Genomic DNA, 13481 nt, shown 5'->3' with positions numbered 1-13481 from the left:
TTGCATGCCCCCCCGGCCGCCGCCACTCAGCCGCGGAGTCGCCGGATCACCGATGCGGGAACCACGGCGCGGACCAGCGACGCCAACCCCGGGCTGCGGCGGACGAAACGTTCCAGTGCGGAGTACGATGGGTTCAGCGCGATCTCATCCGGCGCCGAATCGAAGTGGGCGATCACCGCTTCATACTGGTCGTACGGGTGCGGAATCATCCGCTTCAGCGCCGGCTGGCTGCGGTAGTAACGGCGCCAATCGGCCGGGATTTTCCTGCCGTTGGCGAACACACCGTATTTGTCCGGCAGGCCAGCGGGATTCTTCAACCGCTCCAGCTCGCTGGAGTACCACCGGGTCATTTCCAGCAGCGTGGCGTTGCCGGCATCGTGCTTGCCGAGCATGTGCTCGTGCGTGCCGATGTCGAAGCCGGAGAAGTGGTAGAAGCGCAGCGGGTGGCTTCCGTTGACCACGATCGTGCCATCGGCGCGGGTGCTGACCTGGCGGTAGTACAGGTTCCAGGTGGCCACGTTGTACGACGGAACACGCATGATGCCCAGCGTCTGGAAGAAGCACGGCGCCAGATCGACCCACTTCTGGTCGGTGAACAGGCCACGCTGGTTGTCGTCGAAGCAGTAATCGCGGCAGCGGTCCTGCCACCACTGCAGGAATGCCGGGCCTTCACCCACGCGCGTCAGCGCCAGGAAGCCCAGGTTGAACACGCCATGACGCAGGCAGCCCAGCATTTCACCGTCGTGCAGGTCGTCGGTATCCACGGCGGGAACCGATACATGGGGCGTGAGGATGATCGGATGCGTGACCATCTGCTGCTCCAGCTCTTCCATGCGCGCATACAGCACGGTGTCTGGATCCTGGTAGACGACGTTGGCGAACCCGTACTGCTTGAACAGATGCGAGAAGGCAAACGGCTTGACCGCCGTGCACAGCTCCACCACGGTGTGGTCGAACAACCACGACTGCAGATCGCCGACCCCTTCCACCACGTCTTCGGGGGTGAGGACAATGTCGAAGTCCGAATAGTCCAGCGCCGGATCCTTGTGGTCGCTCAACATCAGGGCCATTTGGGCCTCAGGGTGATGGCGCCGCACGGAGGCGGCAAGAATGCGCGCCTTGGGCAGGTAGCCATTGTTGATGGACGTGAAAATACATTCGATCATGGTGGTCACTTCTTCATAGTGTCGCGAAGGCGGCGCACCAGCGGCAGCAGGCCGGTGGCGCCAAGAGTGGTCCGGACGGTATTGCGCCACGCCGGGGAGCCCACTGGCATGGACTGGCCACGGAGCTCGCTGATTGTACGCTTGAGCGCGGCAATTTCATGCTGCAGCTCGGTGTTCTGCTTCTTCAGCAGGACCGGATCGGTGATGCTCCACTGGCTGGAGATGCCGGCCACGGCACGCTGGTAGAACCGGTCCTCCTCGCTCATCACGGAGGTGTCCTGGTACCAGGGAAGGTGCAGTGCCGAATAGGGAGGCGCTGCCCGGATCGATCGCCACCAGCGCTCCTCCGAGCAGTCCACGCCCGGCCGATACAACGCGAAGGTGGTGTCCAGGGCGCTCTCGTAGTTGCCGTCATCGAGGAGATTCACCCAGAACGGCGCCTCCCACTCCAGCACTTCCTGTTTGAATGCATAGTGGTCGGGAAGATCGTTGATCCGTAGTGACAGTCCAGCCTTGGTATGGCGCGGGTAGCGTTCCAGCATCTCGTCGAGATGGCTGGTGATGTCGGCAGGGCAATCGTCGGCGGGAACCACGTCGCTGTCATTGAGGATGAACTTCTCACGCTCGATGATCTTCTGGAACCGACCCGACTTCCACAAGGCCAGGTGGCCAAGGTTTTCGGTCAAGCGCACGACATTGTGCGGCGACTGCCCGAGATAATCCTTCAGGGGCTCGTAGGTCGACGCATTGTCAATAATGGTGATGTTCTGGAAATCCAGCGACTCCAGTCGATCGATCACCTGGCGGATATAGGCCACCCGGTTGAACGAGATAATGAAGACCGGAACGGTCTTGTTGCACAGCGAACTCATACGTCAACTCCATAGACGTCATATCCATCAGCCAGCACCAGGGCGCCCAGCAGGCGCTCCATGATGTGCTCCAGCCCTCCTTCAACTTCCCTGCTGTCCAGACTGAACTCGTCAAGGCTGAGCAGGTCCAGCAGCGGCCTGAGCACCGAACTGCGTACCCAGAACATCGTTCCCGCTACGAACGGCAGACCCTGGGGAACGCCGAACCTTTCATACACTGCCTGGCTGAGAGCGGCATTGGCATCACCGACATTGGTGATGAATGGACGCGCGCCGACCATGCCGATCGCCGGATCATCATTGAACAGCTTGAGAATCGTATTGATCTGCCACGCGCTGCCGGCGAGCGGCTGGATCAGCTCTCGCCGCCATTGCTCACCATCGCGGATTTCGGTACCAAACAATGCGGAAATAGCCTGGAAATATGTCTCGGCATTATGACTCTTCTTGGAGTGCAGTTTCAGCACAAGATCCGAATCCAGCAGGGCCCCTTGCTGAATGGCCGCGACCAGTCCGCCGACATCCTTGCCGCGATTGGGTACGACCAGCACGCGCAGGTCGATACCCCGGTCCACAATGGGGACCAGTGCCTGAGCCATGTCCTCCCGGCTCCACGGCCCGGTGATGACGACCCGCTCCAGACCCGGAATGCGAAGCGCATCGGCGATCAGCTCCGGCGCGAGATCCAGATAATAGACATGCAGGTGCGCGGCGATTCTCGGCTCCATCGGGGCCATCGGCATCGGGTCGCGGGGAAGCACGCGGACACTGCCCACCGGCATGCCGCCCGAGAGGAAATTGATGGATTCATTGATCCGGCGCTGGCTGCGCACTGCGCGCATGACCCGCTGGATGAAGGCACGCGATCGGCTGTCAGGCGGCCGACCGACCCGGTCGCGCCCCTCGAGGTGATCCAGCATCCGCACCTCACGGCACCGGGCCTGGTCGCGCTGCACCCGCGCGTGGATGCCCGACGCATAGGACCGCTGCAGCTGCGCCTGCACTTCGAGGCTCTCGACCACCACGGCCCGCAGCTCCCGTCCTGCCGCTTCGCGCTGCTCCAGCAGCGCCTGCTCCGAGCGCTCGCGCTGGCTCGTCAGTTCCCGCTCGGCCTGCTCGCGCTGGCTGGCCAGTTCGCCTTCGGCATGCTCTCGTTGGCTGGCCAGCTCGCCTTCGGCGCGCTCACGCAGGGCGGCCAGTTCGCGCTCGGACTGCTCCCGCAGCGCCTGCTCCTGGAGCGCACTCTGCTGCTCCTTGGCCAGGATTTCGGCCCGGAGCGCTGCCTGGGTGCTGGCGGCGCCGGCTTCGCATGCCTGCAGCTCCGCCCGGTACTGGGCCTGCACCCGTTTGGCTTCGGCGCGCTCGGCCTCGACCATCTCCTGGCGCTGGTTGATCAGCGCAGCCAGGCCGTCGCGATCTTCTTCCACGGCCTCGAACGAAGCACGATAGTTGCGGATCTGCCCCTGCAGGTAGCGGCGCAGCAGCCGATCATGCCGGTGGTGGCTCAGCAGCAGGCTTTCCGGGGCGCGCAGGCGCCGCCTGTACACCTGCCGGGTGATCAGCTGCGCCTCGACCGCCGCGCCGGGCATGCCGCTCAGGATCGCGTTGTTGCCGTGCAGGCGATAGCGAAGCAGACGCTCGTCGACGAACCCGACGCGCACGCCCTTTTCGTCTACGCAGCGCAGCACATAATCCCAGTCCAGGTTGTAACGGAAACGATGGAACGTTCCCACCTTCGTCAGGAGCTCTCGACGGAACAGGAAATTGGACGTTGAAACGGTCAGGTTGCCGTACAGCAGTCCATCGGCCACGCCATGCGTCCGCACGCGCTCGCGCATGCGTTCGGTGCTGAAGTTCCACCAATGCGCCGCATCGTTGATCTCGGCACCGTCGGCATCGATCAGCTGGGAGTCGCTGAACAGGAAGTTGTCACCGCTTTCTTCCGCGGCCGCCAGCATCCGCTTCAGGCGGCTGGGATGCCAGATGTCATCCGAATTGAGAATGGCCAGCCACGGGGCGGTGGCCCGCGAGAGCCCATGGTTGATCGCCGAATGCGAACCGCCATTGGGCTGGGTGTGCACGCTGACGCGTGCATCTTCCGCTGCCAACCGCTGCATGCGTTCCACCGAGTCATCCGATGAGCCGTCATCGATGACGATCAGTTCAACCTGCACGTCCTCCTGGGACAGCACCGAACGCGCCGCTTCTTCGATGAAGCGGGCGTGGTTGTACGAGGGAATGATGACGCTAACGTCGGGAGCCGGCATAAGGAATTCCGAGAACGCTGGATCAGGAGGGGTCATTCATGTCTGGTCATCGGCGGGACGCCCGCGGCGATGGCCACCGGCGTCCGGCTTCAGCAGGCGGCGGCCGCGTCGCGCCACGCTTGCAGTGCCGCTTCATCTGGAACGTCGAGAATCCTTGGCGCCGCGCTCACGCGCGCCTTCAGCACATACTGGAAAACGTTCGCCGTGGGGTGACCGTTGAAAAGGACCCTCAAAGGCTCCGGAAGCACCTGCCAGTACTCGGTGAACTGCTCGTGCCAGCCGCCGGCATCCACCGTTTCGCGATGGGTGACCTCCAGACCGACGCGATTGAGCATGCGCTCCATCGAATTCCAGGTGAAGAAACGCAGGTGCGTCTCGTCCAGCAGGCCGGTAGGCGTGTAATCGAACCGCCCGGCAAGAAGCGCAGCAATAATGCCGGCATGCCCGGCATTGGGGAAGGAAATGACCACCTGTCCGCCCGGTGCCAGCATCGGAACCAGCTGGCGCAGCGTTTCTTCCGGATCCCGCAGGTGCTCGATCACGTCGGCCGAGACGATGACGTCATAGGCATCGGCAACTGCCGCCTGCCACTGCTGATCCTCCAGGTTGCCCACGTACAGGCGGTCCAGCCACGGCCGCGCGCGTTCAGCGCTGGCGGCGTCGATCTCCACGCCCGTCACCCGGCACCGCTGGGCCTGGCTGAGCTGTCGGGAAATCACGCCGTAGCCGCACCCCAGCTCCAGTACCCGGTGGTCCACACCGACCAGCCTGGCGATCCGCGCGGCGGTACTCCCACCATCGGGGTCGAAGGCGTAATCATACGGCGACTGCCGTTCTTCAATGCTCATCGGAGCCCACCTCGATACCGATCTCAAGCATCGGAACACCCACCAGGCCGGTCGAGACGCTGGTGGAAACCGAGCGCACGATCAGCACATCGTGGCCCCAGTACAACTGCTGGTGGTCCACCTGGGTGCCGCTGGCAATGGCCACGTCGAAAGCGTAGTCGCCCACCGGCAGCACCGGCATCGGGAAAGTGAACACGGCGCGGAAGACCTGGTCGCGGCTGACGCCAGGAGGCGAATCCAGATAGGTCAGGTAGGTGTTGTCGCCGAACAGGGTCTGGCCATGCTTGTCCTTGAGGAAGAAGCCGACAATCGGCTGGGCGATCTCGGCGCTCGCCCGCGCCTGGATGACCAGCGAAACCATCTCCCCACCCACCACCCACGACAGCGGGCGCTGCTCGCTGTCCTCCAGCACCACCTGGGTCAACTTCACGCCGCCGACGCCGAACGAGGCGCCCTGCGGATCGAAGTGGAAGACCTGGATGTCATTTCGCAGGCCACTGGCATTGATCATGCTCTTGCGCTGGTCACGCCAATCGGCGGCGCCGAGCACATCGCGCACGGCGTGGTCGGCAGCCGGCGCGGCCTGGGACTGGTTGAACAGCGAGGCCAGGTACTTTTCGGTAACGGATTTGGCATCACCAATGGCCATCACGTGGCCGTGGTCGATCCACATGGCCTGGTCGCAAAGGCTTCGCACCGCGCCGCTGTCGTGGCTGACGAAGACCAGGGTGCCACGCGCCTTGAATTCGCGCAGCCAGCGCATGCACTTCTGGGTGAACTGCGCGTCGCCCACCGCCAGCGCCTCGTCGATGACCAGGATGTCGGCGTCGACATGGGTGATGACGGAGAAGGCCAGGCGCACGAACATGCCGCTGGAGTAGGTCTTGACCGGCCGATCGATGAACTCGCCGATTTCCGCGAACTCGATGATCGAAGGCAGCCGCTCGGTGATCTCCGCCGTGGTCAGGCCATAGATACCACCGCTGAGGATCGCATTCTGGCGCCCGGTGAATTCCGGATTGAAGCCGGCACCCAGCTCCAGCAGCGCGGCCACCTTGCCGGTCCTCTCCACCGTGCCGGTGGTCGCCTCAAGCGTTCCACAGACAATCTGCAGCAGGGTTGACTTGCCCGAGCCGTTCTTGCCGATCACGCCGAAGGTGGTGCCTTTGGCGATCGCGAAATCGACGTTCTGCAGGGCCCAGAATTCGCGGTACAGGCGCTTGCGCGAGCCAAGCACCGACTGCCACAAGCGGTGAACCGGCTTGTCGTACATGTGGTAGCACTTGGATACGCCGCTGGCGCGGATCGAGATTTCTTCAGAGGACATCAGCAAAGCCTCCGCGCGCCTTCTGGAAGAAGGAATAACCCGACACCGCAGCCAGGATCGCCACGCCCAGGTAGATCGACAGCAACCCGAAGTCCGGCGTTTCGCCGAACATCAACGCACCCCGGCTTTCCTGCATCGGAATGGTGAGTGGGTTGAACATCACCCATGTCTGTACCGCCTTGGGCAATGCCGTGATCTGGTAGAACAGCGGGGAAAGGAACATGAAGGCACTGATCAGCAGGGTGACCATCTGGTTGATATCGCGGATATAGGTGCCCAGCGCGGCAAGGAACCACGCAGCGCCCAGCGTGAACAGAACCAGCGGGGCCATGATCACCGGAATCCACAAGCCCTCCCAGTGCAGCGGAGCCTTGAGGATGAACGCGACCACGATCAACACCAGGAACGCGATGACCGCATTGAACAGCGCCGTTGCCAACGTGACCGCAGGCAGCACCTCAAGCGGAAAGACCACCTTCTTCACATAGTTCGCGTTCGCCAGAATCAACGTCGGCGCACGCGTGATGCACTCCGCGAACGTGTTGAACACGATCAGGCCAATGAACAGGGCGATGGTGAAATTGCCCTGGATATGATCGCCCGAGGACCAGCGGCTCTTGAACAACGTGCCAAACACGAACGAATACAGGGTCAACAGAAGCAGGTTCTGGATGACATACCACGACAGGCCGCCATACGACCCCTTGAAGCGCGACGCGACCTCACGCTTTGAAAGCGCCCAGAAAAGCTCCAGGCTCCTGAGCAATGCACCCGTCATCAGATTCCAACTCCCATATCCTGATTCAACACGCTTACCGACGTCCCGGTCAGCTTCATGCTGCTCATCTCAGCCCAATGCCTCTTCCAGATCCACCTGCAGATCCCCCAGTTCCTCCACGCCCACGCTCAACCGCACCAGCGCATCGCTGATGCCCAGCTGCTCGCGGCGCTCCACCGGAATGGAGGCATGGGTCATCACCGCAGGATGGTTCACCAGGCTCTCCACCCCGCCCAGCGATTCGGCCAGGGTGAACAGCTCGGTCTTCTCGCAGAACCGCTTGGCCGCCTCGAATCCACCCTTGAGCACGATCGACACGATGCCGCCGTAGCCGTTCATCTGGCGCGTGGCCAGTTCATGCTGCGGGTGGCTCAGCAGGCCCGGGTAGATCACCTTTTCAATGGCCGGGTGCTTTTCCAGCCACTGGGCCAGGGCCAGCGCATTGGCGCAGTGCGCCTTCATGCGCAGCGGCAGGGTCTTCAGACCACGCAGCGCGAGGAAGCTGTCAAATGGCCCCTGCACCGCGCCGATGGAGTTCTGCAGGAAGGCCATCTGCTCGGCCAGCGGGGCGTTGTCGCCGACCACCACCATGCCACCGACCATGTCCGAGTGGCCATTGAGGTACTTGGTGGCCGAGTGCAGCACGATATCCGCGCCCATCATCAGCGGGCGCTGCAGCATCGGCGAGGCGAACGTGTTGTCCACCACCACGATCAGGCCATGGCGCTTGGCGATGGCCGCGACCGCGGCAATGTCCACGATCTTCAGCATCGGGTTGGTCGGGGTTTCGATCCAGACCATCTTCGTCTGCGGCGTGATCGCCGCCTCGAAGGCGGCCAGGTCGGTCAGGTCGACGAAGCCGAACTGCAGCCCGGCGGTGCGCTTGCGCACGCGCTCGAACAGGCGGAAGGTGCCGCCATAGATGTCATCCATCGCCACCACGTGGCTGCCAGCGTCCAGCAGCTCCATCACCGTCGAGGTGGCGGCCATGCCCGAGGCGAAGGCGTAGCCGCGGGTGCCACCTTCCAACGAGGCCACGCAACGCTCATAGGCGAAGCGGGTCGGGTTGTGCGTACGCGAGTACTCGAAGCCCTGGTGTTCGCCGGGGCTGGACTGGGCGTACGTGGAAGTGGCGTAGATCGGCGGCATCACCGCGCCGGTGCTCGGGTCGGGCGACTGCCCACCATGGATGGCGAGCGTGGCGAGAGCGAGCTGGCGCTTGGAGTGCCCGGAGGCTGCAGGATCGGACATGGGATTCCCAGCGATTGAGAGCCCCAGACGGGGCCCACACTAAATGGAGCGGAAGTCTATCAGCGCCGGCTTAATCAGCCGTTGACGCTAATAAACGCAGGTTCAGAGCCGAACGTCGGCCATCGTGCCCTTATTGGACGCGACGACGCAGGTAATTCAGCAGGTCGATCCGGGTAATCAGCCCCAGGAAGCTGCCACCATCCATGATGATGGCCACCTGGCCGCGGTCGAACACCGGCAGCAGGGCTTCGATCGGCGATTTCACGTCCAGCCGGTCCAGCTTGCTGACCATGGCGGTGGAGACCTTGTCGCGGAACCGCGACTCGTCCCCGTACACATGCAGCAGCACGTCGCTTTCGTCGACGATGCCGACCAGCTGGTCGCCATCCATCACCGGCAGCTGCGACACGTCATACAGCTTCATGCGCTGGTAAGCGGTGGTCAGCAGGTCGTTCGGGCCGATCACCACGGTGTCGCGCTGGCCGTACGGGCGCAGGATCAGGTCGCGCAGGTCGCCGGTCTGCGGGCGCTCCAGGAAGCCGTTGTCCAGCATCCAGTAGTCGTTGTACATCTTGGAGAGGTACTTGTTACCGGTGTCGCAGACCAGCACCAGCACCTTCTTCGGGGTGGTCTGCTCCTTGCAGTACTTCAGCGCCGCCGCCAGCAGGGTGCCGGTGGAGGAGCCGCCGAGCACGCCTTCCTTGCCCAGCAGCTCGCGCGCGGTGTGGAAGCTTTCGGCGTCGGTGATGGCATAGGCCTTGGTGACCCGGCTGAAATCGGCGATCGAGGGCAGGAAGTCCTCGCCGATGCCTTCCACCAGCCAGCTGCCGGACTTGTCGTTGAGCACGCCGTCATTGATGTATTCGGCCAGGATCGAGCCAACCGGGTCGGCCAGCACCAGCTCGGTCTTCGGCGACAGGGTGGAGAAGGCGCGCGACAGGCCGGTCATGGTGCCGGAGCTGCCGCAGCCGAACACGATGGCATCCAGGTCGCCGTCCATCTGTTCCAGGATTTCCGGGCCGGTGCCGAATTCGTGCGCGGCCGGGTTGTCCGGGTTGCCGAACTGGTTGATGAAGTACGCGCCGGGGGTTTCCTCGGCCACGCGCTTGGCCATGTCCTGGTAGTACTCGGGGTGGCCCTTGGCCACGTCCGAACGGGTCAGCCGGACTTCGGCGCCCATCGCCTTGAGGTTGAAGATCTTCTCGCGGCTCATCTTGTCCGGTACGACCAGGATGAGCTTGTACCCCTTCTGCTGGGCGACCAGGGCCAGGCCCAGGCCGGTATTGCCCGCCGTGCCTTCCACCAGCGTCGCACCCGGCTTGAGATCGCCGCGCTGTTCCGCCGCCTCGATCATCGACAGGCCAATGCGGTCCTTGATGGATCCCCCGGGATTGGCGCTTTCGAGCTTCAGGTACAGCTCGCAGACACCGGTGTCCAGGCGCTGGGCCTTGACGATCGGGGTCTTGCCAATGAGGTCGAGTACGGAGGAGTGGATTGCCATCGGGTCACATCGATTCGCGCCGCAGGGCGGCCGGACCCCCGATTATCCGACAGATGGTAGAGACACGCCATGCATCCCTGGCCCCAAAAGAGCGACGCGGACGGCGCCCGTCGACGAGGAGACGGACGCCGCCCGCGGCGTTTGGCGGTGCCGGCGCTGGGCCGGCAGGTTCAGCGGCAGGTGCCGGGCATGGGCCGGCACGATCAGGCCTTAGTGCACGGGGGAGGAAGACTCGTACATGCGCAGCAGGCGCTGCTTGGTGAGAAGCTTCTCACGCTTCAACTGGCCCAGAGTGAGGTCGCCTACCGGATTCACGCCCAACGCGGCATCCATACACTTCTTGTTCAACTTCTGGTGCCGTTCGTAAAGCTCTTTGAATTCCGGATCGCTCTTGCGGCGTGCGTCGATTTCACTCTGGGGCTGACCTTCAAACATGATGAACCTCCTATCGCGTCTACAGCACAAACAAGAACGCCCCGGCCGGTAAGGCACGGGGCGTTGCTTCGGGAGGAGCGCCGGCATCCACCGCGATCAAGGCAGAACCCAGGCGCACGACCGGGATTGCCCAGCCTGCAGACTGCTCTGGTTCGTGCCCTCGATGCATCGGCCCGGCCCTCCAATCGTCCGGGTCGCGGAAGGCCACCCGGACAATCGACCCTACGCCTGCCCAAGGGCCGGTTCAAGGGTTTCGTTTGAAATCGCCGGTGCGCGCCAGTCGGGGTTCAGGCTGAACACGCACTTCAACGAAATTTAAACAAAAACAGGAGGTTGCGTCATTCTGACGCGGTCACGACCAACGGTCGTGACCTACCAATGGATGCAACCAGGTAGGTCATGACCGTTGGTCATGGCAGAGGCAACCAGGTAGGTCATGACCGTTGGTCATGACAGAGGCAACCGGGTAGGTCATGACCGTTGGTCATGACACCGGCGATCAAGGAGCGATGATGACCTCGGCCGAGCGGGCCTTGGTCGCCGCCGCCTTCTTGCCGCTGACCTGCAGGCGGCTGGCGCTCACGCCGGCCCCCACCAGGGCATCGCGCAGGGCTTCGGCACGCTGCTGCCCTACCCCGGCGGCGGCATCGTAGGCCTCGATCCGGACCCGGCCCTTCTTGCCGATGTTGAGGTACTCGGCCAGCGCCTTGGCCTGGCCCTTGGCCCCGCCCGAGAGCGCGCCCTTGCCGCTGGCAAAGGCATCGCCGGCGAAGGTGAACACCTCGCCGCGGCTGTCGAACTTCGACCCCGGCAGCTTGTTGCCCGAGACCAGCTCGGCTTCTTCGCGGGCCAGCTTGGCCGCGTTCTGCTGGGCCGCGCTCAGCCGCGCGGTCTGCTTGCCGGCCACGCTGGTCAGCGCGGTTTCGGCGTCCTGGCGGGCCAGCGCCTCGGTCTCGGCGGCCAGGCGCAGGCGTTCGGACTCCTCGGCCTGGATCTGGGCCTGCACGCGCAGCCGCTCGCTTTCCTGGCGGGCACGCTGGGCATCGCGGCGGCTGGCTTCGATCAGCAGGTCGCTGCGGGTGCGCTCGAGGGTGGCCACTTCGCGCTTGGCCAGCGCGGCGCGCACGCTGGTTTCGGCGATTTCGACCCGGCGGTCGGCCAGGTAGCGGGCCTGGTCGAGGTCGCGGCGCTTGGCATTGGCCAGCGCGGCGATGGCCTGCTGGGCCTGCAGGCGCTCATAGGCAGCCAGCTCGGCGGCGTCCGGGTTGGCCTGGATCGCCATCAGGCGCTGCGTGAGCTGGGCCACGGCCGGGTCTTCGGCGGCGCCGGCCAGCGGCGACAAGGCCAGGCCGATGGCCAGCAGCAGGGGCGGGATGCGCAGGGCAGCGGCCTTCATCGGCGGTCCTCCCCGGCGAGCTGGCGTTCGAGCTGGGTCACCTCGTTGCGGCGCAGCTGCAGCTGGGCCGTGGCGGTGGCCTCCTCGCTGCGGGCGCGGGCCAGGTCGGCATCGGCGGTGGCGCGCACGGCCAGGGCCGGGGCGTTCTTGCGCTCGCGGCGGTCGCCCGCTGCGGCCTGGGCCTGTTCCAGGCCCTGGCGGGCCACGGCGATCAGGTCCGGGGCGTACTGGTCGGCGTCGGCCTGGGTGGCCTTGTCCACGGCCTGGCGGGCCTGCATGAGCTCGAGCGCGCCGTCCTGGGCCAGGGCCGGCCCGGCCAGTGTGAATGCGCACGCCATCACGCAACTCGTCAAAACTACATACGGGGTACGCCGCATTTGTGCGAAGCTAGGATTCATTGGGGGTGCCGTTCGCCTGAAGTAGGTGCGCGGCCATTGTCGGAAGCCTGCGGCGTGCTTGCAATGGCATGTCGCCGATTGTTGGGGAAACATTTCGCATGGATATCGGCTATTTCCTGAAGCTGATGACCGAAAAGAACGCTTCGGACATGTTCTTGACCACCGGCGCCCCGGTGTACATCAAGATCGAAGGCAAGCTGTACCCGCTGGGCAATACCGGGCTGCCGCCCGGGATGGTCAAGAAAATCGCCTATTCGCTGATGGACGAGGGCCAGGTACCCCAGTTCGAACGCGACCTTGAGCTCAACATGGCCATCGCCCTGCCGGATGCGGGACGCTTCCGCGTCAACGTGTTCAAGCAGCGCGGCGAGGTCGGCATGGTGATCCGTGCCATCCGCAGCAAGATTCCCAGCATCGAAGAGCTCAACCTGCCCCAGGTCCTCAAGGACGTCATCATGACCCCGCGCGGGCTGGTGCTGGTGGTGGGCTCGACCGGCTCGGGCAAATCGACCTCGTTGGCGTCGATGATCGACCACCGCAACAGCACCACGACCGGGCACATCCTCACCATCGAGGACCCGATCGAGTACCTGCACAAGCACAAGATGTCGATCGTCAACCAGCGCGAGGTCGGGCTGGATACCCATGCCTTCCACAACGCGCTGAAGAACGCGATGCGTGAAGCGCCGGACGTGATCCTGATCGGCGAAATCCTCGATTCGGAAACGATGGAGGCGGCCATCGCCTTCGCCGAAACCGGTCACCTGTGCCTGGCCACGCTGCACTCCAACAACGCCGACCAGACCATCGAGCGCATCCTCAACTTCTTCCCCGAGAGCGCGCACCGCAACGTGCTGATGAACCTCTCGCTGAACCTGCGCGCGGTGATTTCCCAGCGCTTGGTCAAGGGCCAGGATGGGCGCCGCCTGCCGGCCACCGAAGTGTTGATCAACACGCCGATGATCCGCGACCTGCTGCGCCGCGGCCAGGTGCACGAGATCAAGCCGGCGATGGAAGCCTCGCTGGAAGAAGGCATGGAGAGTTTCGACCAGTGCCTGTTCCGCATGGCCAAGGGCGGCATCATCGAGCAGGAAGAAGCGCTGCGTGCAGCCGATTCGCGCGATGGCCTGGCCCTGAAGTTCCGCCTGTCCGAAGGCGGCAGCGGCGAGCATGACCCGTACGCGGATTATTCGGCGGCGACTCCGGCGGCGATCACGCACGGGTTCTGACCGGCAGGTACCG

At 64.2% G+C, this 13481-nt stretch carries 12 protein-coding genes; 1 reads left to right on the top strand and 11 read right to left on the bottom strand.

The features are described 5' to 3' along the window. Positions 1-26 precede the first annotated feature (26 nt). The 11 genes from AC06E7_RS13395 to AC06E7_RS13345 form a co-directional block, all read right to left on the bottom strand. On the bottom strand, positions 27-1070 hold the full coding sequence (locus tag AC06E7_RS13395) for a hypothetical protein (protein ID WP_478065043.1): 1044 nt from the start codon (positions 1068-1070) through the stop codon (positions 27-29). Positions 1071-1171: 101 nt separating this feature from the next. After that, positions 1172-2038: a glycosyltransferase family protein gene (locus tag AC06E7_RS13390; RefSeq protein WP_068849040.1), complete on the bottom strand. Its 867-nt coding sequence runs from the start codon at positions 2036-2038 to the stop codon at positions 1172-1174. After that, positions 2035-4305 carry a glycosyltransferase gene (locus tag AC06E7_RS13385; protein WP_478065042.1) on the bottom strand — a complete coding sequence of 757 codons (2271 nt, stop codon included), beginning with the start codon at positions 4303-4305 and terminating at the stop codon, positions 2035-2037. Before AC06E7_RS13385 ends, AC06E7_RS13390 begins: the two co-directional genes overlap by 4 nt. 89 nt (positions 4306-4394) lie before the next feature. Beyond that, entirely contained in the window at positions 4395-5153 is a 759-nt protein-coding gene (locus AC06E7_RS13380) for a class I SAM-dependent methyltransferase (RefSeq protein WP_068849037.1), read from the bottom strand. Next, entirely contained in the window at positions 5143-6480 is a 1338-nt protein-coding gene (locus AC06E7_RS13375) for an ABC transporter ATP-binding protein (RefSeq protein WP_068849036.1), read from the bottom strand. The genes AC06E7_RS13380 and AC06E7_RS13375 overlap by 11 nt, the downstream gene beginning before the upstream one ends. Beyond that, positions 6470-7258 carry an ABC transporter permease gene (locus AC06E7_RS13370; protein WP_068849034.1) on the bottom strand — a complete coding sequence of 263 codons (789 nt, stop codon included), beginning with the start codon at positions 7256-7258 and terminating at the stop codon, positions 6470-6472. The genes AC06E7_RS13375 and AC06E7_RS13370 overlap by 11 nt, the downstream gene beginning before the upstream one ends. A 69-nt stretch (positions 7259-7327) precedes the next feature. Continuing rightward, positions 7328-8509, bottom strand: coding sequence for a cystathionine gamma-synthase (locus AC06E7_RS13365; RefSeq protein WP_478065041.1), 1182 nt, complete (start codon positions 8507-8509; stop codon positions 7328-7330). Positions 8510-8639: 130 nt separating this feature from the next. Then, positions 8640-10010, bottom strand: coding sequence for a pyridoxal-phosphate dependent enzyme (locus AC06E7_RS13360; RefSeq protein ID WP_068849030.1), 1371 nt, complete (start codon positions 10008-10010; stop codon positions 8640-8642). A gap of 210 nt (positions 10011-10220) precedes the next feature. Then, positions 10221-10445 carry an HP1242/YdcH family protein gene (locus AC06E7_RS13355; RefSeq protein WP_068849028.1) on the bottom strand — a complete coding sequence of 75 codons (225 nt, stop codon included), beginning with the start codon at positions 10443-10445 and terminating at the stop codon, positions 10221-10223. A gap of 499 nt (positions 10446-10944) precedes the next feature. After that, positions 10945-11841 (bottom strand): OmpA family protein, encoded by an 897-nt coding sequence (locus AC06E7_RS13350; RefSeq protein WP_307107491.1) that lies wholly within the window; start codon positions 11839-11841, stop codon positions 10945-10947. Next, a complete protein-coding gene (locus AC06E7_RS13345; RefSeq protein ID WP_478065040.1) occupies positions 11838-12239 on the bottom strand; it encodes a DUF4398 domain-containing protein in 402 nt (133 codons plus the stop codon). Before AC06E7_RS13345 ends, AC06E7_RS13350 begins: the two co-directional genes overlap by 4 nt. Before the next feature lie 98 nt (positions 12240-12337). Between AC06E7_RS13345 and AC06E7_RS13340 the strand changes: the two genes are divergently transcribed. Beyond that, positions 12338-13468, top strand: a complete 1131-nt coding sequence (locus AC06E7_RS13340; protein ID WP_068849022.1) for a PilT/PilU family type 4a pilus ATPase — start codon at positions 12338-12340, stop codon at positions 13466-13468. Positions 13469-13481: the final 13 nt, after the last annotated feature.

It is taken from the genome of Stenotrophomonas sp. Steno-Z4, assembly GCF_056393145.1.
This window is presented reverse-complemented; position numbering and strand designations above follow the sequence as displayed.

Bases quoted from the DNA above. Each gene is read 5' to 3' on its own strand.
- AC06E7_RS13395 (WP_478065043.1), bottom strand. From the start codon at position 1,070: ATGGCCCTGATGTTGAGCGACCACAAGGATCCGGCGCTGGACTATTCG.
- AC06E7_RS13390 (WP_068849040.1), bottom strand. From the start codon at position 2,038: ATGAGTTCGCTGTGCAACAAGACCGTTCCGGTCTTCATTATCTCGTTC.
- AC06E7_RS13385 (WP_478065042.1), bottom strand. From the start codon at position 4,305: ATGCCGGCTCCCGACGTTAGCGTCATCATTCCCTCGTACAACCACGCC.
- AC06E7_RS13380 (WP_068849037.1), bottom strand. From the start codon at position 5,153: ATGAGCATTGAAGAACGGCAGTCGCCGTATGATTACGCCTTCGACCCC.
- AC06E7_RS13375 (WP_068849036.1), bottom strand. From the start codon at position 6,480: ATGTCCTCTGAAGAAATCTCGATCCGCGCCAGCGGCGTATCCAAGTGC.
- AC06E7_RS13370 (WP_068849034.1), bottom strand. From the start codon at position 7,258: ATGACGGGTGCATTGCTCAGGAGCCTGGAGCTTTTCTGGGCGCTTTCA.
- AC06E7_RS13365 (WP_478065041.1), bottom strand. From the start codon at position 8,509: ATGTCCGATCCTGCAGCCTCCGGGCACTCCAAGCGCCAGCTCGCTCTC.
- AC06E7_RS13360 (WP_068849030.1), bottom strand. From the start codon at position 10,010: ATGGCAATCCACTCCTCCGTACTCGACCTCATTGGCAAGACCCCGATC.
- AC06E7_RS13355 (WP_068849028.1), bottom strand. From the start codon at position 10,445: ATGTTTGAAGGTCAGCCCCAGAGTGAAATCGACGCACGCCGCAAGAGC.
- AC06E7_RS13350 (WP_307107491.1), bottom strand. From the start codon at position 11,841: ATGAAGGCCGCTGCCCTGCGCATCCCGCCCCTGCTGCTGGCCATCGGC.
- AC06E7_RS13345 (WP_478065040.1), bottom strand. From the start codon at position 12,239: ATGAATCCTAGCTTCGCACAAATGCGGCGTACCCCGTATGTAGTTTTG.
- AC06E7_RS13340 (WP_068849022.1), top strand. From the start codon at position 12,338: ATGGATATCGGCTATTTCCTGAAGCTGATGACCGAAAAGAACGCTTCG.